At 67.0% G+C, this 21,508-nt stretch carries 17 protein-coding genes; 6 read left to right on the top strand and 11 right to left on the bottom strand.

Annotated elements, in window-relative coordinates; all coding sequences use genetic code 11:
• Positions 1 to 129: 129 nt before the first annotated feature.
• The 10 genes from QX051_RS22090 to QX051_RS22045 all read right to left on the bottom strand — a co-directional run bounded on the left by QX051_RS22090 (position 130) and on the right by QX051_RS22045 (position 10,591).
• Positions 130 to 1,473: a methyl-accepting chemotaxis protein gene (locus tag QX051_RS22090; RefSeq protein WP_315777574.1), complete on the bottom strand. Its 1,344-nt coding sequence runs from the start codon at positions 1,471 to 1,473 to the stop codon at positions 130 to 132.
• 326 nt (positions 1,474 to 1,799) lie between these two features.
• Positions 1,800 to 2,288: a cytochrome c-type biogenesis protein gene (locus QX051_RS22085; protein WP_315777573.1), complete on the bottom strand. Its 489-nt coding sequence runs from the start codon at positions 2,286 to 2,288 to the stop codon at positions 1,800 to 1,802.
• Positions 2,289 to 2,293: 5 nt separating this feature from the next.
• The gene (locus QX051_RS22080; RefSeq protein WP_315777572.1) at positions 2,294 to 4,273 is read right to left on the bottom strand and encodes a heme lyase CcmF/NrfE family subunit; all 1,980 of its coding nucleotides are present in this window, start codon (positions 4,271 to 4,273) and stop codon (positions 2,294 to 2,296) included.
• Complete coding sequence (ccmE, locus tag QX051_RS22075) at positions 4,270 to 4,806, bottom strand: cytochrome c maturation protein CcmE (RefSeq protein WP_315739836.1); 537 nt, start codon at positions 4,804 to 4,806, stop codon at positions 4,270 to 4,272. Before ccmE ends, QX051_RS22080 begins: the two co-directional genes overlap by 4 nt.
• Positions 4,807 to 4,837: 31 nt before the next feature.
• The gene (gene ccmI, locus QX051_RS22070) at positions 4,838 to 5,941 is read right to left on the bottom strand and encodes a c-type cytochrome biogenesis protein CcmI (protein ID WP_315777571.1); all 1,104 of its coding nucleotides are present in this window, start codon (positions 5,939 to 5,941) and stop codon (positions 4,838 to 4,840) included.
• 138 nt (positions 5,942 to 6,079) lie between these two features.
• Positions 6,080 to 6,349: a hypothetical protein gene (locus QX051_RS22065; protein WP_315739838.1), complete on the bottom strand. Its 270-nt coding sequence runs from the start codon at positions 6,347 to 6,349 to the stop codon at positions 6,080 to 6,082.
• Positions 6,350 to 6,456: 107 nt separating this feature from the next.
• Positions 6,457 to 7,923, bottom strand: a complete 1,467-nt coding sequence (locus tag QX051_RS22060) for a hypothetical protein (RefSeq protein WP_315777570.1) — start codon at positions 7,921 to 7,923, stop codon at positions 6,457 to 6,459.
• Between the two features lie 110 nt (positions 7,924 to 8,033).
• A complete protein-coding gene (locus QX051_RS22055) occupies positions 8,034 to 9,410 on the bottom strand; it encodes a sensor histidine kinase (protein WP_315777569.1) in 1,377 nt (458 codons plus the stop codon).
• 62 nt (positions 9,411 to 9,472) lie between these two features.
• Positions 9,473 to 10,147 (bottom strand): response regulator transcription factor, encoded by a 675-nt coding sequence (locus QX051_RS22050; protein WP_006614547.1) that lies wholly within the window; start codon positions 10,145 to 10,147, stop codon positions 9,473 to 9,475.
• A 291-nt stretch (positions 10,148 to 10,438) separates the two neighbouring features.
• Complete coding sequence (locus QX051_RS22045) at positions 10,439 to 10,591, bottom strand: hypothetical protein (protein WP_315739841.1); 153 nt, start codon at positions 10,589 to 10,591, stop codon at positions 10,439 to 10,441.
• Between the two features lie 255 nt (positions 10,592 to 10,846).
• On the opposite strand from QX051_RS22045, the gene QX051_RS22040 reads away from it, so the two are divergent.
• The 3 genes from QX051_RS22040 to QX051_RS22030 all read left to right on the top strand — a co-directional run bounded on the left by QX051_RS22040 (position 10,847) and on the right by QX051_RS22030 (position 15,199).
• Positions 10,847 to 11,821 (top strand): Ku protein, encoded by a 975-nt coding sequence (locus QX051_RS22040; protein ID WP_315777568.1) that lies wholly within the window; start codon positions 10,847 to 10,849, stop codon positions 11,819 to 11,821.
• A gap of 476 nt (positions 11,822 to 12,297) precedes the next feature.
• Complete coding sequence (locus QX051_RS22035) at positions 12,298 to 13,299, top strand: LysR family transcriptional regulator (protein ID WP_315777567.1); 1,002 nt, start codon at positions 12,298 to 12,300, stop codon at positions 13,297 to 13,299.
• 403 nt (positions 13,300 to 13,702) lie between these two features.
• Complete coding sequence (locus QX051_RS22030) at positions 13,703 to 15,199, top strand: porin (protein WP_315777566.1); 1,497 nt, start codon at positions 13,703 to 13,705, stop codon at positions 15,197 to 15,199.
• 213 nt (positions 15,200 to 15,412) lie between these two features.
• Here the strand turns inward: QX051_RS22030 and QX051_RS22025 are convergent, their stop codons facing one another.
• The gene (locus QX051_RS22025) at positions 15,413 to 15,577 is read right to left on the bottom strand and encodes a Flp family type IVb pilin (protein ID WP_315716136.1); all 165 of its coding nucleotides are present in this window, start codon (positions 15,575 to 15,577) and stop codon (positions 15,413 to 15,415) included.
• A gap of 382 nt (positions 15,578 to 15,959) precedes the next feature.
• Between QX051_RS22025 and QX051_RS22020 the strand changes: the two genes are divergently transcribed.
• The 3 genes from QX051_RS22020 (at position 15,960) to QX051_RS22010 (ending at position 21,507) form a co-directional block, all read left to right on the top strand.
• The gene (locus QX051_RS22020) at positions 15,960 to 17,492 is read left to right on the top strand and encodes a thymidine phosphorylase family protein (protein WP_315739844.1); all 1,533 of its coding nucleotides are present in this window, start codon (positions 15,960 to 15,962) and stop codon (positions 17,490 to 17,492) included.
• 46 nt (positions 17,493 to 17,538) lie between these two features.
• Positions 17,539 to 19,131 carry an MBL fold metallo-hydrolase gene (locus QX051_RS22015; protein WP_315777565.1) on the top strand — a complete coding sequence of 531 codons (1,593 nt, stop codon included), beginning with the start codon at positions 17,539 to 17,541 and terminating at the stop codon, positions 19,129 to 19,131.
• A 258-nt stretch (positions 19,132 to 19,389) separates the two neighbouring features.
• Positions 19,390 to 21,507: an OmpA family protein gene (locus tag QX051_RS22010; protein ID WP_315777564.1), complete on the top strand. Its 2,118-nt coding sequence runs from the start codon at positions 19,390 to 19,392 to the stop codon at positions 21,505 to 21,507.
• Position 21,508 lies beyond the last annotated feature (1 nt).

The following is a 21,508-nucleotide window of genomic DNA, read 5'->3' as shown; positions in this document are numbered from 1 at the left end:
CTAATCCGCCCTACTCGACCGAACGCGTCGCCCGGATGAGCGCAGCGATGTCCGGATTCGCCTCGGCGGCGCGTGAGACCCCGGATGTCGCTGCGCTCATCCGGGCTACGGGCGAAATGCCCGCAACTACTAGCTCGCCTTCACGCTCACGATGAACGCATCCACCTCGCGCTTCAGCGTCTCGGCCTGTTGCGACAGCTCGCCGGCGGCGTCGCGGGCGTCGGTGGCGAGGCGGCCGGTTTCGGCCGAGGTGGAGGTGATCTGGGCGATGTGGTTGGAGACGTCGAGGGTGCCGCGGGCGGCCTCCTGGACGCTCTTGGAGATGTCCTGGGTGGCGTTGCGCTGCTGCGAGGTGTCGACCTCGATGCCGGACATGATGGCGCTGATCTCGGAGAGCGTGGTCGAGATGCCGTCGATGGCTCCGCGAGTCTCGGCGGTGATGCCCTGGATGCTGGCGACGTGGGCGGAGATCTCGTCGGTTGCCTTGCTGGTCTGGTTGGCGAGGTTCTTCACCTCCGACGCCACGACCGAGAAGCCCCTGCCGGCCTCGCCGGCGCGGGCGGCCTCGATGGTGGCGTTCAGCGCCAGCAAATTGGTCTGCGAGGCGATCGCCTGTACGAGCTGCACGACGGCGCCGATCTTCTCGGCGGCGTCCGACAGCGAATGGATGGTGTTCTTGCTCTTCTCGGCCTGCGACGCCGCGCCCTCGGCGCGCTGGGTGGCGTCGGAGACGCGGCGGCTGATGGTGCCGATCGAGCTCGACATCTCCTCGGCCGAGCCGGCCACCGTCTGGACGCTGCGATTGGCGTGGTTGGCGGCGGCCTCGACCGCATTGGCTTTGGCAGAGGTGTCGTTGGCGGCGCGCGACAGCGTCTCGGCATTGCTCTTCAGCCGGACCGCCGAGGACGCCACGCTGCCGACGACGCTGGCGACGAGCTCGTTGAAGGAGTGGATGCGGCCGTCGAGAAAGCGCGAGCGCTCGCCCTGGCGCTGGGCCTCCTGCAGCTCGCGCTCCGTGAGGCGCTGGCGCTCGATGCCGTTGGTCTTGAACACCTCCAGCGCGCCGGCGAGCTGGCCGATCTCGTTGCCGAGGCCGAGGCCGGGAATGCGCGTGTCGAATTTCTGGTCGGCGACGTCGCGCATGGCGCTGACCATCGCGGCGAGCGGGCGCAGGATGCCGTTCTGCACGGCGGCGTAGGTCATCAGGCAGACGGCGCTGGCGAACACGGCAATGGCGACGCAGGCCATGAGGAAGTAGGAGAACGCCGAATGCGCCTGCTGATAGGTCAGCATCGCATGATCACGCGCCGGGCCGCTGAGACTGGCGAAATCCGACGACAGGCTGGTGATCTGGTTGTTGAGATAGAGCACCGCGATGAAGCCGGTGCCGCCGCCGATCGCCAACAGCATGAGGAGAGAGGCCACGACGCCCCCCACGAGGAAGCGGATCGTCAGATTACTGTTGGAGAACATCGGCTTTGCCCGGGTACGTCAGACGGAATGTCAACGCACACTTCCAGACAAAGGTAAAATAAGATGAAAGCACGGGGGCGGGGCGAGCACGGGGTTTTGCGGGCTACCGGCCGAAGCAAGATGGAGCATCGAAGGCGTGCTGGACGCTGACCATTCCGGCCACGTTCTGCCTTCCGCTCCTCACCCTGAGGAGCCCGCCGCAGGCGGGCGTCTCGAAGGGCGAGGCCCGCGCTGTGGCCTCATGGTTCGAGACGGCGCTGCGCGCCTCCTCACCATGAGGGTGAGCTCCGAAACCGGCGCGGCGCATCGACCATAAGTCGCGCACTTCATGTCGCCGGCGGCGGCTGCTCGGCGGCCATCAGCGCGGCGAGCCGCGCCTCCTCCTCCGCCGTCAGCTTCGGCGTGGCCTCCGGGCCGCGCTGGCCGCGGCGGCGCACCTGCAGCCACAGCGCAAGCCCGCCGCCGAGCAACAGCACCGGCGGCAGCAGCCACAGCAACAGGGTCTGACGCTCGAAGCGCGGCTTCAGCAGCACGAACTGGCCGTAGCGCGCGACCAGGAAGTCGAGCACTTGATTGTCACTATCACCGGCGGCGAGACGCTCGCGCACCAGGAGGCGCAGGTCGCGCGCCAGCGGCGCATCGGAATCGTCGATCGACTGGTTCTGGCAGACCATGCAGCGCAGCTCGCGCGACAGCGCGCGGGCGCGCTGCTCCTTGGCCGTGTCGGCCATGACCTCGTCGGGCTGCACCGCATGCGCCATCGGCGCCGCGAGCAGCAGCAGCGCGAGCGCCGCGAGACCGAGAATGCGTCGCATCCGCCCTACTCCGCCGGCTGCAGCGCGTGCGCGGCACGCGCCGGCCGCGGCGCACCGACACGGAGACGACGATCGGACAGCGACAGCAGGCCGCCGAACGCCATCAGCACCGGACCGAACCAGATCAGCAGCACCAGCGGCTTGTGATAGATGCGCACGGCGAGGCCGCCGTCGGCGGTGGCGTCGCCGAGCGAGACGTAGAGCTGGCTGACACCGCGGGTCATCAGCGCGGCTTCCGTCGTCGACATGCCGCGGGTGGCGAAGCTGCGCTTGCTCGGCGTCAGGACGCTGAGCTGCCTGCCGTCCTCGCTGATGACGAAGGTGCTGACGACCTCGCTGAAGTTCGGGCCCTGGCGCTGGGTCATGCCGTCGAACTTGATCTGGTAGCCGGCGAGATTGCGGACGTCGCCGGGACGGAGCGTGCTGATCAGCTCGCTGTTCCAGGTGGTCTCGCAGACGATGCCGAGCAGCGCGACGCCGAGGCCGGCATGCGCGAACGCCGTGCCCCACACCGAGCGCGGCAGGCCGCGGGTCCGGTGCAGCGCGGTCCTGAACGGCACGCGGGCCACGCCGCTGCGCTCGACCAGATCAACGACGGAGCCGGTGATCACGAACACGCCGAGGCCGATGCCAACAGGCGCCAGCGCGCTGCCGCCGCGCGCCCACGCCCAGACGATCGCGATCGCCACCAGCGCGGTGACGCCGGCCGCGAGCAGCCGCTGCATCGCGGCGACGAGATCGCCGCGCTTCCACGCCAGCATCGGGCCGAACGGCACCGTCAGCAAGAGCAGCGCGAACAAGGGGCCGAAGGTGATGTTGTAGAAGGGCGCGCCGACCGAGAGCTTGAAGTCGAGCGCCTCCATGATCACCGGATAGAGCGTGCCGAACAGCACGGTGGCACAGGACACGGTGAGCAGCAGATTGTTCAAGACCAGCGCGCCCTCGCGCGAGATCGGCGCGAACAGGCCGCCCTGCTTCAGCGCGGTGGCGCGGCCGGCGAACAGCGTCAGGCTGCCGCCGATGAACAGCACGAGGATGCCGAGGATGAAGACGCCGCGCGTGGGATCGCTGGCGAAGGCGTGCACCGAGGTGATGACGCCGGAGCGCACCAGGAAGGTGCCGAGCAGGGACAGCGAGAAGGTCAGGATCGACAGCAGGATGGTCCAGACCTTGAGCGCGTTGCGCTTCTCCATGACGACGGCGGAGTGCAGCAGCGCGGTGCCGGCGAGCCAGGGCATCAGCGAGGCGTTCTCGACCGGGTCCCAGAACCACCAGCCGCCCCAGCCGAGCTCGTAATAGGCCCAGTACGAGCCCATGGCGATGCCGAGCGTCAGGAAGATCCAGGCCATCAGGGTCCACGGCCGCACCCAGCGCGCCCAGGCGGCATCGATGCGGCCCTCGATCAGCGCGGCGATGGCGAAGGAGAACGAGATCGAGAAGCCGACATAGCCGAGATAGAGCATCGGCGGATGCACGGCGAGCCCGATATCCTGCAAGACGGGGTTGAGGTCGCGGCCCTCGATCGGCGGGGTGGCGAGGCGCGTGAACGGGTTCGATGTGGTGAGGATGAACAGATAGAACGCGGTCGCGACCCAGGCCTGCACCGCGAGGACGCGGGCGCGCAACGACAGCGGCAGATTGTTGCCGAAGGCCGCGACCATGGCGCCGAACAGCGCCAGGATCGACACCCACAGCAGCATCGAGCCTTCGTGGTTGCCCCACACGCCGGTGACCTTGTAGAGCAGCGGCTTCATCGAGTGCGAGTTCTCGAACACGTTGGCGACGGAGAAGTCCGAGGTCACGTGCAGGGTGATCAGCGCGATGAAGGAGAGACCGGCGAACAGCAATTGCGCCAGCGCCGCCGAGCGGCCGACATTCATCAGCGCGACGTCGCGCTGGGCGGCGCCGAGCATCGGCACGGTCGACTGGATCAGCGCCAGCGCGAGTGCCAGCACCAGGGCATAATGTCCGCTCTCTGCAATCACTGCGTCGCTCCTGCCGCGCTCTTGTCAGCCCCCTCGCGCATCGACACCGGGCTTGGTGTGGCTGCGCCGGCTGGCTTCGCGCCGGCTTGCGGCTTGCCGTAATCGTCCTTCCAATGGCCCTGCTTCTTCAGGCTGTCGGCGACTTCCTTGGGCATGTAGGTCTCGTCGTGCTTGGCGAGCACGGTGTCGGCCTTGAACACGCCGTTGGCATCGAGCGCGCCCTCGGCGACGACGCCCTGCCCTTCGCGGAACAGATCCGGCAGGATGCCCTTGTAGGCGACCGCCAGCTTGGCGCCGCCGTCGGCGACCTCGAAGCTGATGTCGAGATCGTCGCCGCGCTTCAGCGAGCCCGGCTGCACCAGTCCACCGAGCCGGAAGCGCTTGCCCGGGCCGATATGCTTCTCCGCCACCATGGTCGGGGTCGAGAAGAACACGATGGAGTCGCGCAGCGCGTTGAGCACCAGCCCTGCCGCGACCGCGAGCACGAACAGCGCACCGCCGATGATCGTCAAACGCCTCTGCTTGCGTGTCATCCCGTCATCCCGTTGGCGGCGGAAGCGCCGCTCATCCATCCAAGCCGAAAGTCTTCACGCCCTCGTTGAGCTGCCGCAACCGCTCGGCATCGCCGGACACCGCCTGCCGCGCATCCGACAGCGCCCCCTTGGCCTTGTCGAGATCGCCCATCACGACATAGGCGCGCACCAGGCGCAGCCAGCCCTCGACGTCGTCGCCATTCTGCTTCAGCCGCGCCGCCAGCCGGTCGACCATGCCGCGGATCATCGTCTCGCGGTCACCGTCGCTCATGCTCTTGGCCGCGGCCATCGCCTCGCTCGGCAGCGCCGGCACCTCGCCGCCGCCGACCCGGCCGAGCGCCGCCGTCACCAGCGGCCGCCACGGCGCATCCGCCGGCGCCTTGCCCAGCATCGCCCGCCAGATCGCGCCCGCATCGTCCTTGCGGCCGTCCTGCTCGGCGGCGAGACCGAGGTAGTAGTTCGACTTCGGCTCGTCGGCCTCGAGCGCATGGGCCCGCTCGAACTCCGCCTTCGCCTCGGCGGTGACGACGCCGCCGGCGGCGGCCGTGATCACCTCGCCGAGATCGGCGCGCTTGGCCGCGCCGTCGCCGGCATAGGTGATCATGTTGCGATAGGCCCGAATCGCGTCATCGGTGCGGCCGAGCCGTGCCAGCACCGGGGCGAGCACGGTCCAGCCGCGGCCGTCGGTCGGATTCTTCTGCAGATGCTGCTCGACCTGCGCCACCAGCGTTTCCAGCGGCTGCGTCCCGGTGGGCGGCGCCGCGCGTGCGGTGAGCGGGAAATCCGGCAGTTGCGGCGAGCCGAGCGGCAGGTAGACCGCGAGCGCCACGATCGGCACCCCGATCAGCGCCAGCACGGCCGACGCGCGGCGCAGGCCGAGGCTCGGCTTCACCGCGGCCTCGCCCTCCTGGTCCGCGGCGGCCAAAAGGCGGCGGCCGATCTCGACCCGCGCGGCCTCCGCTTCGACCTTGCCGATCAGCCCGGCTTCGACGTCGCGCTCGATCTCGGCCAGCTGGTCCTTGTAGACGACGACCTCGCGACCGTCCGACGAGGCCCGCGCGCCCAGGCCGAGCGGCAGCAGGACGGCGAAGATCGCCGCGGCCGTCATCACGGCGAACACGAACCAGAGAGTCATCGGACAGAGTTCCAGTCAGCGCCCACCGGCAGGCGCGCCTCGCGCCGCTTTTAACCAGCACCGTTCCCGGCGGCAATTCACATTTGCCGCCGTGGTAGCCCAGCCGTCCGCGCCAAAAAACTCAGGAGGATTACGTAATTAGGGGACCTCGAACTCGGCGCTCTTGGCGAGATAGCTGCCGCGCCCGTTCAGGGCCACCAGGAAATAGGTCCCCGGCCTGACATGGTCGGTGAGCCTGATCCGCAGCGACCCGACCGGGACCGGAGACGCGATGGTGGTGACGGGATCGGCGAGTGGCGCCCCGCTCGTCTTGTCGACGAGCACGACCTTCGCCTTGATCATGAGGTTGCGATAGGTCGCGCGAACGACGCGGTTCTCGACCTCGACGAAGTTGATGACGGAAATCATGGTCTTGATGAAAACGGATGGAACCTGGCGGGAACCTATGCGTGGCCCCGGGGCGGGGTCAACCTGAAATTGCAAAATCAAAAACGTAAACAGATTAGCAGAAAATCTCAGCCGGCGCGCGAGGATTTTCGCTCGCCGTTCATCGCGTTCTCGGCCGCCCTGCTCATCAATTGGGCGTAGTCGTTGCCGAACAGGACGTGACAGAAGCGGATCGCCGCCGACACCTGCGACTGCCGATAGGCGCGCGCCCGCGCATCGCCCGAGCGCAGCGACTGCACCAGCGCTTCGGTGGCCTTCTCGACATATTGCTGCAGGTCGGAATAGGTCCGCAGCGTCACCTCGTTGATCGCGAGCTCGCTGGCATAGTTGCGGCAGACGGCGACGAACTCGATCAGCGCCGCCACCTCCTCGACCTCGCTGCCGTCGACGCCGGCGCCGGCCGGAATGTCCTTGTCGGCGCGCTGGCGCAGGATGCGGCGGACGCGGCCCGGCACGCTGTCGATCTCCGATTGCAGGGCATTGGAGATGTCGGCGCGGATCGCGGTGAGCTGCTTGCCCCAGTTCGATTCCGAGCGCAGGTCGAGCTCGGTGCGCAGGCCGCGAACGCCGTCATGCAGCGTCTTCAGCGTATCGCCGAGATTGGAGAAATGACCGCGCCGGATGTCGGCGCGCAGCACCGAGGCGAGCCCGGCGAGATCGTTGAGCGCGATGGTGACGGCGACGCCGAACGGAGTCGCCGCCACGCGGATCTCGTCGTCCGATGCCGCGATCTTGGTGGCGAGCCGGATGATCTGCCAGGGCGCGGCGAGCCGCTGCATCACCAGCGACAATGCGAACGGCAGCATCGAGGGCGTCTGCAGCGACGGCACGTTGATGGCTTCGGTGACGGAGGCAATCTGCGAATCGCCGAGCACGCGGATGATGCCGGGCAGCCGGCCGTTGAGGCCGTCGAGCGCCTCGCGATTCTGCAGCACCAGCGCGATCGGCAGCAGATCCTCGATCACGCTGGGGGCGCCGATGCGGGCCAGCGCGCGCTGGCGGTCGCCGGTCGCGTTGGGGCCGACGAGGTTCATCAGCGCGTCGGCGGCGGCGCGCTGCAGCTTGCGCGCGGCCATCTCGACCTCGCGCGAACTGTCGCTGGAGACCGCCATCGCGGCCTCGAATTCGGCGTAGCGCTCCGGCGCGCCTTCGCGGCCGAGCCACTGCCAGACCGGCAGCAGCGAGGCACGGCGGATCTGGCCGGGACGGAGAGGACCGGTGGAATCGGTGAGGAACGGGTCGAGCGGCCGGAACAGCCGACGCGGGCCATCGCCGCTCTGGCGGCGCTCCTCGCGGGCCTGCGGACGGGCGATCTCGATGGCGGGTTGGGGCCGCGCCGGGTCGGCAGATGGAGCGGGAGCCGGCGGCGCGACGGGACGCACCACCTTGCGCAGCTGCTCGAGCACCAGGGTCGCCACGGCGACGTCCTGGCCGCGCTCGATGGCGCGCTCGAATTCGCGCATCAGGAGCGACTGCGCGTTCGGCGGCAGCTGCCCGAGATATTCCCTTAACCGCTCGTGAGCTGTCTGACCCATGCGCCGGCGTGCAAATTTCCACGGCGAGAGCGCACATCGCGCACCCCTGCCCGAACCATAGCGTCCGCGGTATTAAGAACACCTTTAGGATGGCGAAATTCGCCGCCCCGTCAAACGCCGGGCAATCTCAGCTCCGCCCGCAGCCCCCCGGTCGGGGCATCGCCCAGGGTCAGGCGGCCGCCATAGAGCGCGGCCAGATCGGTGACGATCGACAGCCCGAGCCCCGATCCCGGCTTGGATTCGTCCAGCCGCTGGCCGCGCCGCAGCACCTGGGCGCGCTCGGCGGCCGAGAGGCCGCGGCCATCGTCGTCGACCACGATCCGCAGCATCGGCGACGCCCCGGACTGGGCCGGCGGCTCCACCGTGAGCTCGACCGAAACCCGCGAAGCCGCCCATTTGCAGGCATTGTCGACCAGATTGCCGACCATCTCCTCCAGATCCTGGCGCTCACCGCGAAACCTCGCGGCGGGATCGGCGGTCGCCTCGACCACGATGCTGCGGTTGCGGTAGATCTTTTCCATGGTGCGCCGCAGCGCCTCGATGGCCGGCGCCACCTCCGTCACGGTGGATACGATGGTGACGCGCGCGGCGATCCGCGCCCGCTCGAGGTGGTGGGCGACCTGGTCGCGCATGACGTCCGCCTGCTCCATGACCTTGGCCGCGAAGGGGTCCGCCGCATGGGTCGCCGCTTCATTCACGATGACGGAGAGCGGCGTCTTGATGGCATGGGCGAGATTGCCGACATGCGTGCGCGCCCGCTCGACGATCTCGCGATTGGCATCGATCAGCGCATTGGTTTCGCGGGCCAGCGGCGCGATCTCGACCGGAAACTCCCCTTCCAGCCGCTCGGCGCGCCCGGACCGGATGTCGGCGATCGATTCGGAGATCCGTTTCAGCGGCGCGAGGCCATAGCGGACCTGGAAGATGGTCGTGAGCAGCAGCACGATCCCGAGCGCCGTGAAGGTGCCGCCGAGGTAATAGTCGAAGCTGCGGGTCTCGTCGAAGATCTCCGAGGCATCGCCGGCGACGCTGACCAGGAATTTGCCGTCGGAGCCGAGATCCACCGGGCGCTCGACCATGCGCAGGTCCTGGTTCTCCGGCCCCTCGACATAGCCGATCCGGATCCCGGCCGCCGTGAGCTCGACCCCCTGCTCCTCCAGCTTGGGCAGCTTCTTGTCCCACAGCGAGCGCGAGGCCCGTACCTCCGGCTTCTCGGCGTCGGTACGGGTGATCTGCCAGTACCAGCCGGACAGCGGCAGCTCGAACAGCGGCTCACCCAATGACTGGAATTGGCGGTCCGGCGGATCGTCGGGGGTGGCGACCTCGGCGATCAGGGTACGCAGATAGAGGTTGAGCCGTCGGTCGAAGGCGCGCTCGGTCGCGTTGCGATAGACCGAGGACAGCACGATGCCGGTGATGGCGAGAATGACCACGAGCCACGCGGTCGCGGACAGGAACAACCGGGTGGCAAGTGAACTCTGGCGCATGACCGCAAACTAGCGAAACGGCCGGCGCCCGGCCACCTCGAATGGCATGCTCCGGAAACGGATCAGGCGCCTGCGGCCGGCGGCGGGGTCAGCAGGTAGCCGAGGCCGCGCACGGTCTGGATGACGTCGCAGTCGAGCTTCTTCCTGATGCGGCCGACGAACACCTCGATCGTGTTCGAATCGCGGTCGAAGTCCTGGTCGTAGAGATGCTCGACCAGCTCGCTGCGCGAGACGACGCGACCGGAATGATGCATCAGATAGGACAGCAGGCGGTATTCGTGTGAGGTCATCTTGACGGGGTTGCCTGACACGCTGACCTTGCCGGTGCGGGTGTCGAGGGTGACCGGCCCGCAGGTCAGCTCGCTCTGGGCATGGCCGGCCGAGCGGCGCAGCAGCGCGCGGATGCGCGCCAGGACTTCCTCGAGATGGAACGGCTTGGCGACATAGTCGTCGGCACCGGCGTCGAAGCCCTGGACCTTGTCGCTCCAGCGGTCGCGCGCGGTCAGGATCAGCACGGGCATCGCCCGGCCATTGCGCCGCCAGGCTTCCAGCACCGAGATGCCGTCCATCTTGGGCAGGCCGATGTCCAGCACGACAGCGTCGTAGGGCTCGCTGTCTCCCAGATAGTGCCCTTCCTCACCATCGAACGCACGGTCCACAACGTAGCCGGCGTCGCTCAGGGCCGTGGTGAGCTGACGGTTGAGATCCGGATCGTCCTCGACAACGAGCAGACGCACGCTTGCCTCCAAAGCTGAACTGCACGATTTCCGCCCTCAAGATGAACCGGAAGGCCGTGAACCGTGCATGAACGGAACCCGAGCGACCAAGTTACTTTTTGGTCATCTCGATCGGGACCGCCGGCAAGGGCCGACAGAATTGGGGCGGATATAAGCTCTGGAGGATGGGCATGTGAAGACCCGCCGCACCGATGGCGGGGCTCGAACGCGGACCTGCGGGGACGCGGACGGACGTTGCTCCCCCGGTCCCCTCCCCAGCCACGCAACGGAGCGGGTCGAACGGTCCTCGTGTCAGGTGCGGAAGAACACGAACCAGACCAGGCCGAGGACCAGCAGCGCCAGTCCGGTGGAGATGGCCAGGATCGCCAGGACCGACGGTCCAGGCTCACCCTGCCGCGCTTCGGTGGGGGTCTCGACGATCTGCGTCGGTCGTCTGGCTGCCATGGTGCCCTCAGCTGACTGTTATCCGCGTTCGAGCGGTAAAGCGCTCTGTCACGCACTCTCGTTGGCAACGTCGGCAGCCAGGTGATGTTCCGGTACGGCGCCCCCCTGCGACGGGTTAACGCCGATCCGAGAATCTGCCGGCCAGCTTGTTGAATCCGCAGCCTCGGGTGTTATCCTCGCGGCTGCCGCGAGAACGACATCCGCAGCAGCCCGGTTCGGAGCAAGCCGTTAGTTCGGAGTTAAGTGGAGTAGGTCATGGCCCCGCGCGCCAATTGGAAGGGTTTTCTGCGCCTGTCGCTCGTGACCTGTCCGGTCGCGCTCTATCCGGCGACGTCGGAGTCCGAGAAGGTCTCCTTCAACCAGATCAACCGCAAGACCGGCCACCGCATCAAATACAGCAGGGTCGATGCCGAGACCGGCGAGGAAGTCGCCAATGACGACATCGTCAAGGGCTACAAGGTCGACACCGACACCTACATCGAGGTCACCAAGGACGAGCTCGAGGACATCGCGTTGGAATCGACGCACACCATCGAGATCGACGAGTTCGTGCCGCGCACCGACATCGACAGCCGCTATCTGATCCGCCCCTATTACCTCGTCCCTGACGGCAAGGTCGGCCATGACGCCTTCGCGGTCATTCGCGAGACCATCCGCAGCATGGACAAGGTCGCGATCGGCCGTGTCGTGCTCACGAACCGCGAGCACATCATCGCGCTGGAGCCGCTCGGCAAGGGCCTGATGGGAACGCTGCTGCGCTACCCCTACGAAGTGCGCAACGAGGAAGAATATTTCGACGACATCCAGGATGTGAAGATCACCAGCGACATGCTGGATCTCGCCAAGCACATCGTCGAGAAGAAATCGGCCGACTTCCAGCCGGAGAACTTCGAGGATCACTACGAGGCCGCGCTGATCGAGCTCATCAACAAGAAGCGCAGCGGCGTGACGATCGCCGCCAAGGCCGCGCCGAAGTCGAGCGGCAACGTCATCAACCTGATGGACGCCCTGAAGCGCAGCCTTGCCAACGAGGGTGACAAGGCGCCTGCCGCGGCCGCCCCCGCGCCGAAAGCCAAGGCCAAGAAGCCGAAGAAGCGCGTCGAAGGCCAGCGCGAGATGCTGCTGCCGATCAGCGGCAAGAAGGCCAAGGACGAGACGAAGAAGGCCGAGGAGCCGAAGAAGTCGGAGAAGCCGGTGCGAACCACCGCACGCTCACGCAAGGCGAGTTGACGCTTCGATACGGCGAGCGACCTCCGGATCTCTGCACGTCGTACGGGTCCTCTGCATAACGGTCGCTCGGCCGCGACTGCCGCGAGTTCCAGGTGTTGCAGCGGGCACGCCACACCGCGCGTGGCGCCACGGGTCTGTCATCCACCAAGGACACCGCATCGATCGCTGCCGTCCCATTCACGGCGGAAACATCTGCCTTGGTCAGGTAAGTTGATCCTGCGACGGTGATCCAGCGATCAGGCGCGGATTTGTGATCGTGTCGACATCGCTCCGATGCTTGCGGAATGATCACGTCGCGCCTAGCTCTGCGGCGCGGGATGGTGATCCGGGCGTACAGCTTCCTGATGGAAGATTGATGTGCCTGGTCGGTCGGGACGACGCTGGCGAAGTCGTCCCAGCCGCACGACGCGGCGTATCAGGGGGATATGGATGTTTCAGCACGATGCGGACCAACGCCGGGCGCAGTACGCCTAGCGATGGCACGGGTTCAGCTGTCCGAGCTCTCCGCTTTCGCAGCCGTCGCGGATTCGTTGAGCTTCACCAAGGCCGCCGCTTATCTCGGCTGCTCCTTGCCCACCATCAGCCAGACCATCAAGAGCCTCGAGGAGCGGCTGGACGTCAGGCTGTTCAACCGGACGACACGCAGCGTGGCCCTCACGGAGGCCGGCGAGCGCCTGCTGGCGGAGATCCAGCCGATTCTCGAACGGGTCGACCAGGCCATCGAGAGCATCAACGCGTTCCGCGACAAGCCGATGGGCACCCTGCGCCTGACCGTATCCCGCGTGTTCGCCGTAAGGGGGCTCGGCCCCCTGATCAGGTCATTCCTGGCCGAATACCCGGACATCCATATCGAACTGGCTGTCGACGACACCAACAGTGACATCGTGCGCAATCGCTTTGATGCCGGCATCAGATCCGGACACCGGGTGGAGCGCGACATGAAGGTCATCCGCGTCTTCGACGAGTGCAGCTTCGTTGCGGTTGCCGCCCCCGGCTATCTCGCGGCGCATCCCGCGCCGGCCGTTCCCGAGGATCTCCAGGCCCATAATTGCATCCGGCATCGGGTCCCTGCCGACGATACGCTGCAGCCCTGGATCTTCGAAAAGGGCGGCGAGCGCACCGAGATTGCAGTGGACGGCTCCCTCATCGTCAACGACTTCGATCTTGCGCTGAATGCCGCGCTCGACGGCATCGGCGTTGCTTATCTCGTCGAGCCGATGATCGAGCCGCATCTGGCCGAAGGACGGCTAATGCGGCTGCTGCCCGGCTGGAGCTACGCGACGCCCGGACTGTTCCTGTACCATCCGAGCCGCCGGCAACCGCCGATGCCGCTGCAGGTCTTTCTCGACTTCGTCAAGCGCTGGCGCAGCGGCGTCACCCTGGACGCGATGTCGCGCGCGGCGGATTACGGCGCACACGGGTTGGTAGCAGCGACGTCACATCGAACGTCGATGCACGTCGAGCCCAACCGCCGCTGAGATCACGTGCGAGGCCGGAGAGATCATTCGCGCGTCGGCAGCGACGCTGCGAAACGCCATGATGCGCGCAGTTTGCGATGTGCAGCGGGATTGTTCGGGATTCCCATCTAACCTATTCACGATTATCACCATTAACAAATCGACACAGCGAGGCCAAAACCGCGGCGTGACCGCGTCGACGCTGGTGCGTGCGAGCAGCGTGTTAACGACGATCGAGTGTGCCTCGAACAAGCAGAGCACATTCATCAAATCGAAATTGGCTCATGCACACTGCATTCAACCATTCCGCCAGTCGCGCCGATCAAGCCGTCGACGGAATCAAATGTGTGAGAGCAGCAATCTGGCGAAGCCAGAGGCGACACGCGGGGGGCCGTGTGCATCGCCGTCAACCGGAGAAACGGAAATGAAGACGTTGAGGGGCCTGCTACTCGGGACGGGAGCAGTGATACTGTCCGCCGCAGCGGCTCAGGCCGCGGATCTTCCGCTGAAGGCCAAGGCCGTCGAATATGTGAAGGTGTGCTCGCTGTATGGCACCGGCTTCTACTACATTCCCGGCACCGACACCTGCATCAAGCTCGGCGGCTATCTGCGCGCCGAGACCGCGCTGTGGACCAACAGCAACTACGGTGGCGCCTATTCAGGCCAGGCCGGCGCAGACAACCGCCTGAGCAACCGCTATCAGACCCGTTCGCGCCAGGATCTGAACATCGATACGCGCACCGCGACCGAATATGGCGTGGTGCGCACCTACTTCGAGACCGTGCTGAACTGGACTTCGGGCTCCTATGGCGGCGCGGGCGCCGGCGCCACCTCCTACACTGGCGATGCCATCTCGGGCGGCATCGTCGGCGTCTACTACGCCTTCATCCAGTTCGCCGGCTTCACGATGGGCAAGGCTGTGTCGACCTTCGACGCGCCCTGGACCAACTATCCCGGCAACAATTTCGACGGCCTGGTCGGCGGCAGCGGCTCCAACAACGGCGTCAACCAGTTCACCTACACCGCCGATTTCGGCCAGGGCATCACCGCCGCGGTCTCGCTGGAAGACCAGACGCAGTTCTTCACCACCAACATCTGGAACACCTCGGGCATCACCGCGGCGGGCGTGCTCGGCGGCGCCTACGGCACCAGCAGCATCGGCGGGAACGTGTCCCCCGACATCATCGGCATGGTGCGCGTCGACCAGGCGTGGGGCATCTTCCAGGCGTCGTTCGCCGCGCATGACAATCATGCCGCCTATTACGGCGCGACCGAGACCTCGGGTCATCCCTCCGACAAGTGGGGCTGGGCCGCGCAACTGGCGCTGTCGATCAAGAACATCCCGACCGGTCCGGGCGACGTCGTCAACCTGCAGGCGGTCTACACCGACGGCGCGAGCCGCTACAACTTCCAGAGCCTCGCCAACACGACCTACGCGATGTACGGCGGCACCAACGTAGCCGGCGCCTATCAGAGCATCGGCTTCGCCGGCGTCGCCGACGCGGTGTTCGGCACCGGCACGGGCCTGTCGACCGTGCAGACCTGGGGCATGCGCGGCGCCTTCACCCACAATTGGGATCCGCGCTGGAATACGGCGCTGTACGGCGCCTATGCCCAGGTGCGCTATGGCCAGACGGGATCGAGCCTCATCTGTGCCGGCATTGCCGCCACCGCGATGCTGACGGCGGGCTCGACCTGCAACCCCGACTTCAATCTCGGACAGATCGGCCTCATCACCCGATGGACGCCGGTCAAGGGCCTGACCTTCTCGGCCGACGTGACCTACAGCCACCTCGACCAGAAATATTCGGGCACGGCGATTGCTCCGGCCGTCACGAGCACGGCGAAGCCGGCCGCGATCTACCAGCTCAAGGACCAGGACACGGTGAGCATGCTGCTGCGCGCCCAGCGCAACTTTTGAAGCTGGGCTGTTGAACCTCTGACTGCTCGACGAGCTTCCGGCGATGCCCCCGCCGGAAGCTTCGTTCGTGGAGACTGGCGGCGCGTCGCATGCAACAGAATGGGATGGGGCACAATGCAGCAGGCGTCGTGCACAATCACGACGCCTGTGACTTGATCGGCCAATGAGTTGATTCGGCCAATGAGTTGATCACGCGGCAATTTGACCGGCGGGCTACTTGATCGAGGTGTTGATCGCGGTGAACTTGCTGCTCAGCCCCGAGCCCAGGCCATTGACGGCCGCCAGGATCACGATGCTCAATCCGCCGGCAATGATGGCGTATTCGATCGAGGTCGCGCCAGCCTGATTCTTCAGGAAGCTCGCAATCAACTGCCGCATCTACCTCTCCGGTCGGGCTCGATCATCTGACGCGCCGGAAGGGCGCGCCGAGGCCGGGATGGACGCCCCGCCGGAAACCCTCCGTCATCGGCTTGAACAATCGGTTAACCCGATGAGGTACCTGCGCGGCCCAGATTCGGAGCCGGCATTCCATCGCAGGCCCGCCCTCGCCCGACCTCCGAGATCCGAACCGGAGTGCAAGCAACTGAACTTGCTTCGCTTTATTCTCAGTCCGCGGCCCCCGGCCGGTTGGCGGCAGAGCCGAGCCGCTGAATCCTCGTCCGACACATTCAGAAAAAATTCGGCTTATCCGCCGGATGCCACGTCATGATCTGGGTCAACGGCGATGGCGTGGACCGCCTTAAAGGTTATCCTGGTCGCCATGAGCACAACAGATTCCGCCCGCCCCCAGCTCAAGATCCGCAGCGTCGCGCTCGACACCGGCCGCGAGAACGTTGTCGTGATCTCCCGCCGCTCGAAGGCGCTGCGGCCCGAGGTCTTCCGCGGCTTCAGCCGCGTCGAGCTGCGCTGCAACTCGCGGACGCTGCTGGCCACACTCCTGATCACCGACGACGACGCACTGATCGGGCCCGACGAGATCGGCCTGTCGGAGCCGGCGCTGCGGCGCTTTGCCGAGCCGGCCGGCACGCTCGCGACCGTGTCGCCCGCGACGCCGCCCGACAGCATGGAGGCGGTCCGGGCCAAGATCCGGGGCGAGACCTTGAGCGACCAGGCGATCGTTGCCGTGATCGAGGACCTCACCCACTACCGCTATTCGGACATGGAGATCGCAGCCTTCCTGATCGGGTCGGCCAGCTTCATGACCTCGGGTGAGCTGCTGGCGCTGACGCGCGCCATGGCCAATGCAGGCACTCAGCTCAAATGGCCGGACCCGGTCGTGGTCGACAAGCATTGCATCGGCGGCATCCCCGGCAACCGCACCTCGATGGTGGTGGTGCCGATCGTCGCCGCCCACGGCCTGACCATCCCGAAGACCTCCTCGCGTGCGATCACCTCGCCGGCCGGCACCGCCGACACGATGGAGGTGCTGGCGCGGGTCAATGTCGGCGCGGAGGAGATGAAATCGATCGTCGCCGCCTGCAATGGCTGCGTGATCTGGGGCGGCCACGTCAACCTGTCGCCGGCCGATGACATCCTGATCTCGGTCGAGCGCCCGCTCAGCCTCGATACCCGCGAGCAGATGGTCGCCTCGATCATGTCGAAGAAGCTCGCTGCCGGCTCGACGCATCTGCTGCTCGACCTGCCGGTCGGCCCGACCGCCAAGCTGACCAGCGGCGCGGAGGCGATGCGCCTGCGCAAGCTGTTCGAGTTCGTCGGCGACAGGTTCGGTCTCAAGGTCGAGGTGATCACCACCGACGGCCGCCAGCCGATCGGCAACGGCATCGGGCCGGTGCTGGAGGCGCGCGACGTGATGGCGGTGCTGGGCAACGAGCCGTCGGCCCCGGCTGACCTGCGCGAGAAATCACTGCGGCTGGCGGCGCATCTGCTCGAATATGATCCGAAGCTGCGCGGCGGCGCCGGCTATAACAGGGCGCGCGAGCTGCTCGACAGCGGCGCGGCGCTCAAGCAGATGCTGAAGATCATCGATGCGCAGGGCCCACCGGAATGCCGCAGCGAGCTCGGCGATCTCGCCTTCGACGTCAAGGCCGAACACGACGGTATCGTCTCCGCGATCGATTGCCTGCGGCTCAATCGCCTGGCGCGCACCGCCGGCGCGCCCGTGAACAAGGGCTCCGGGATCATGCTGTTCAGGAAGATCGGCGATCGTGTCGACCGGGGTGAGCCACTCTATCGCGTGTTCACCTGCGATCCGTCGGAGCATGATCTGGCCGCAGCCGCGGCCGCCGCCAACCACGGCTATAGCTTCGCCGACGGCGCGAACGGTCGTTCGTGATGAACCGTCGTCGAGCATCGATCCATCGTCCTCGGGAGACCGCCGCATGAGTGTGACCGTTCGATTCTGCGGTGCCGCGCACACCGTCACCGGGTCCTGCTATCTGGTCCGGACCGACAACGGACAGATGCTGATCGACTGCGGCCTGTTCCAGGGTCAGAAGACGCTGAAGGAGCTCAATTACGGCGACTTCCCATTCCGTCCCGCCGAGATCGACGCCGTGCTGCTGACGCATGCGCATATCGACCATAGCGGCCTGCTGCCGAAACTGGTGCGCATGGGCTTCGACGGCAAGATCTTCGCGACGCGCGGCACCATCGATCTCTGCTCCTGGATGCTGCCCGATGCCGGCAACATCCAGGAGCAGGAGGTGCTGGCGCTGAACCGCCGCAACACCGCGCGCGGCCGCGGCGAGGTCAGCCCGATCTACACCCAGGACGACGCCATCGCCGCGCTGCAATACTTCCAAGCCGTCCCCTACGAGACCTGGACCGATATCATTCCCGGCGTCCGCGCCCGCTACTGGAATGCCGGGCATCTGCTGGGCTCGGCCTCGATCGAGATCGAATTCGCAGGACAAGGCGCCGACGGCGCGCCGCTGCGGCTGCTCGCCTCCGGCGATGTCGGGCCCGACGCCAAGCTGCTGCAGCCGGATCCGAAAGCGCCCGAGGGCTTCGACTACGTGATCTCGGAGGCGACCTATGGCGACCGCATCCGTGAGCCGACCACGCCGGAGCTGCGCCGCGGCCGTCTGGCCGGCGAGGTGCGCGACGCGGCGGCGGCCCAGGGCGCGCTATTGATCCCGGCCTTCGCGGTGGAACGGACGCAGGAGCTGATCGTCGATCTGGTCGGCCTGATGGAGCGTGGCGAGATTCCGGCCGCGCCGATGTTCCTGGATTCGCCGCTGGCGATCCACGCCACCGAGGTGTTTCGCGCGCACACCGAGAGCCTCGACGGCGGCAGCGATGTCGGCCGTCTGTTGTCGTCGTCGCATCTGCGCTTCACCGAGACCGTCGATGAAAGCAAGGCGATCGCCAAGCTGACCGGCTTCCACATCATCATCGCCGCCAGCGGCATGTGCGATGCCGGTCGCATCCGCCATCATCTCAAGCGCTGGCTGTGGAACAGCCGCGCCACCGTGCTGCTGGTCGGCTACCAGGCCAACGGCACGCTTGGGCGCTTCCTGCAGGACGGCGTCAAGGCGGTGCGCATCCAGGGCGAGGAGATCAAGGTCGCGGCGCGCATCCGCATGATCGACGACTATTCCGGCCACGCCGACGGCGCCGAGATCGCGCGCTGGATCGCGGCCCGCCGCCCGATCGCGCGCGGCCTCTTCCTGTCCCACGGCGAGGACGCTGCGATCGCGGCGCTGGCGACGCGCGTCGCCGAGCGGATCGTGCCGGCGGCGAAAGTGTTCTCGCCCCTGCTCGACGACGTCTATGAGCTGACGAGCGCAGTGCCGACGCCGCTCGACGTCGCGCGCCGACGGCGGCTGGCGCCGGAGGCGGTCACCCGGCTGGACTGGCACAACGACATGTCGGGTCTGCTGCTCGACATCCACGAGCGGATCGAGCAGGCCGCCGACGATCGCGCCCGCGGCGTCATCATCCGCCGCCTGCGCCGGGCGCTGGAGGAGTGATGCGAGCGGCGTAGCCGCGAAGGCTGCGCGCCTGCGATGTTCGTCGTCGAACGGTCACACTTTGATCGCACCTTGAGGACGATCGTGTGCGGTGCGAAGCTCGCAGACGGCGACGCTCTCACAGCTTGTGCATATTGAAACACACAACGTGCCGACGGCTGGTCTCCGAGAGCTGTTCTGATAGGCTCGACACGTGGTTCATGACAACGGAACGATCCGGGTGAACCGGGCGCAGGTGGGGAAACGAGGGGCTCTCACATGCATCAACCATCGAAATGGTGGGCGGGGCTGATCGCTGTTGCCGTGCTGTGGCTCGCGGCCATGAGCTTCAAGACGGCGGGGGTCGAGGACGATATCGCACCGCGGGCACGTGCCGCCGTTGCCGCCGCCGTCCCCGACACAGCCGCGGCTCTCAAGGTCTCTGTCGCGGGGCGTGACGTTCGCATCGAAGGGCCGGAGTTCAGTCCCAATCAGTCGACGAAACTGGAGGACGCCGCGTCGGTCAACGGCGTTCGGCTCGTCGACGGCACCTACGACAAGCTGCCGACACCGAAGCCGTATGCCTTCCGCGCCACGCGAAACGGCGGCCAGCTCGTGCTCGAAGGCGCGGTGCCGACGCCCGCCGTTCGGAATGCCGTGCTCAATGCCGTCCGTTCGTCCGGCGGTGAGGTGGTCGATCGCCTCGGCTATGCGCTGGGAGCTCCGGCCGACTTCGCGGCCATCGCGAGCCACGGATCGGTCCAGGCCGCCAAGCTCAACGGCGGCGCGTTCGCGCTCGCGGACAAGGCCTATTCGATCGCAGGTGCCGCCGCATCGTCGGACGCCTATGAGGCCGCCATCGCCGCGACGCGGCAGTTGCCGGGCGGCGCCGTGCTCGACAAGGTCGCGATCCTGCCGCCGGAGGCAAAACCGTTCATCTGGAGCGCGGTTCGCGAGGGCAACACGCTGGTGATGTCCGGCGTCGTTCCGAATGACGACATCAGGCGCGCGCTCGAGGCCGCCGCGATCAAGGCCTGGCCCGGCGCGTCGGTGATGCATCACATGCAGATCGCGCGTGGCGCGCCTGCTGGCGATTTTGGTGCCTACACGTCCTATGCGCTGACGGAGCTCACCAGGCTGAGCACGGGCCGCGTCGTCATCTCCGACGCCACCTACACGATTTCGGGCGAGGCGCCCTCGACCGCCGCCTATGACGAAACGATGGCCGGTGTCGGCAAGCTGCCGACCGGGCTGACCTTGGCGAAGGCCGACATTCTGCCGCCGGAGATCAAGCCCTATCGCTGGTCGGCGGAGTTCGACGGCACCGGCTTGAGCCTCACAGGTCTCGCGCCGAGCGGAGCGACCCGCGATGCGATGCTGGGCTCCGCCAGCGGACAGTTCGACGGCAAGCCGATCAAGAGCCAGATCGGCATCGCCCGCGGCGCCCCGGATGGCGACCTTGCCAAAGCGAGCGCGAGCCTGCTGCAGCAGCTCGCCCGGCTTTCGCAGGGGCGCGCCGAGATCAACGACACCCAGGTCTCGCTCAGGGGCGTCGGACTCGCCAACGTCACCGGCGCAGCCGTGCGCGAGCAACTGGCCGGCGCCCTGCCCGCGCCGTTTGCGCTCGCGTCCATCGACGTCCGCGACGGCCCGGTCTCGCCTTACGCGTTCGGACTGCAGAAGCAGGACGGCCGTGTCATGCTGAGCGGCTACGTGCCTGATGATGCCGCCCGCCGCGATCTCGTCGACGCCGCCACGTCGACGTTCATCACCGAGACGGTCGAGGACGGCCTGAAGATCGGCGACGGCGCACCAAAGGATTACGTGCAGTCGCTGAAGGCGACGTTCCCGGCGCTGGCGCGGCTGTGGTCGGGTGCGCTGACGGCGAAGGACGCGGCGATCACGGTCGACGGGCTCGCCATCTACGACAAGTCGGCAGAGCAGGTCCGCAAGGAGCTCGCCGATGCGGTCGGCAGCGGCTTCAAGCTCGACGACGTCAAGATCGGCCTCAAGCCGGAAAGCCCGCCACTCGCGGTCGCGGAGTGCCAGCCGGCGTTCAACGGGCTGCTCGCCAAGGGCCGCGTCCGCTTCAGCACCGGCAGCGCCGAGCTCAGCCGCGAGTCGCTGGCGCTGCTCGATCACCTGATCGAGGTTGCGCAGCGCTGCAAGGACGCCGAGATCGCGATCGAAGGCCACACCGACAATGTCGGCGACGAAGATAACAACATGGACCTCTCCAAGCGCCGGGCGGCCGCGGTGGTCGGCTATATCGGCGACGCCGGCATCGACACCTCGCGCATGACCTCGGAAGGCTACGGCCAGACCAAGCCGGTCGCCTCCAACGACACGGCCGAAGGCCGCGCGCAGAACCGCCGCATCGAATTCGTCGTCAAGTGAG

The sequence above is a fragment of the Bradyrhizobium sp. SZCCHNR1053 genome, from assembly GCF_032381235.1.
Lineage (GTDB): Bacteria > Pseudomonadota > Alphaproteobacteria > Rhizobiales > Xanthobacteraceae > Bradyrhizobium.
Note: the sequence above shows the minus strand (reverse complement) of the source record. Positions and strands in the feature narration are given on the sequence as shown.

What these genes read in the sequence shown, in the direction of transcription:
- QX051_RS22055 (WP_315777569.1), bottom strand. Translation starts at nt 9,410, where the DNA reads ATGCGCCAGAGTTCACTTGCCACCCGGTTGTTCCTGTCCGCGACCGCG.
- QX051_RS22085 (WP_315777573.1), bottom strand. Translation starts at nt 2,288, where the DNA reads ATGCGACGCATTCTCGGTCTCGCGGCGCTCGCGCTGCTGCTGCTCGCG.
- QX051_RS22090 (WP_315777574.1), bottom strand. Translation starts at nt 1,473, where the DNA reads ATGTTCTCCAACAGTAATCTGACGATCCGCTTCCTCGTGGGGGGCGTC.
- QX051_RS22020 (WP_315739844.1), top strand. Translation starts at nt 15,960, where the DNA reads ATGAGCACAACAGATTCCGCCCGCCCCCAGCTCAAGATCCGCAGCGTC.
- QX051_RS22040 (WP_315777568.1), top strand. Translation starts at nt 10,847, where the DNA reads ATGGCCCCGCGCGCCAATTGGAAGGGTTTTCTGCGCCTGTCGCTCGTG.
- QX051_RS22060 (WP_315777570.1), bottom strand. Translation starts at nt 7,923, where the DNA reads ATGGGTCAGACAGCTCACGAGCGGTTAAGGGAATATCTCGGGCAGCTG.
- QX051_RS22065 (WP_315739838.1), bottom strand. Translation starts at nt 6,349, where the DNA reads ATGATTTCCGTCATCAACTTCGTCGAGGTCGAGAACCGCGTCGTTCGC.
- QX051_RS22030 (WP_315777566.1), top strand. Translation starts at nt 13,703, where the DNA reads ATGAAGACGTTGAGGGGCCTGCTACTCGGGACGGGAGCAGTGATACTG.
- QX051_RS22025 (WP_315716136.1), bottom strand. Translation starts at nt 15,577, where the DNA reads ATGCGGCAGTTGATTGCGAGCTTCCTGAAGAATCAGGCTGGCGCGACC.
- QX051_RS22035 (WP_315777567.1), top strand. Translation starts at nt 12,298, where the DNA reads ATGGCACGGGTTCAGCTGTCCGAGCTCTCCGCTTTCGCAGCCGTCGCG.
- QX051_RS22045 (WP_315739841.1), bottom strand. Translation starts at nt 10,591, where the DNA reads ATGGCAGCCAGACGACCGACGCAGATCGTCGAGACCCCCACCGAAGCG.
- QX051_RS22010 (WP_315777564.1), top strand. Translation starts at nt 19,390, where the DNA reads ATGCATCAACCATCGAAATGGTGGGCGGGGCTGATCGCTGTTGCCGTG.
- ccmE (WP_315739836.1), bottom strand. Translation starts at nt 4,806, where the DNA reads ATGACACGCAAGCAGAGGCGTTTGACGATCATCGGCGGTGCGCTGTTC.
- QX051_RS22015 (WP_315777565.1), top strand. Translation starts at nt 17,539, where the DNA reads ATGAGTGTGACCGTTCGATTCTGCGGTGCCGCGCACACCGTCACCGGG.
- ccmI (WP_315777571.1), bottom strand. Translation starts at nt 5,941, where the DNA reads ATGACTCTCTGGTTCGTGTTCGCCGTGATGACGGCCGCGGCGATCTTC.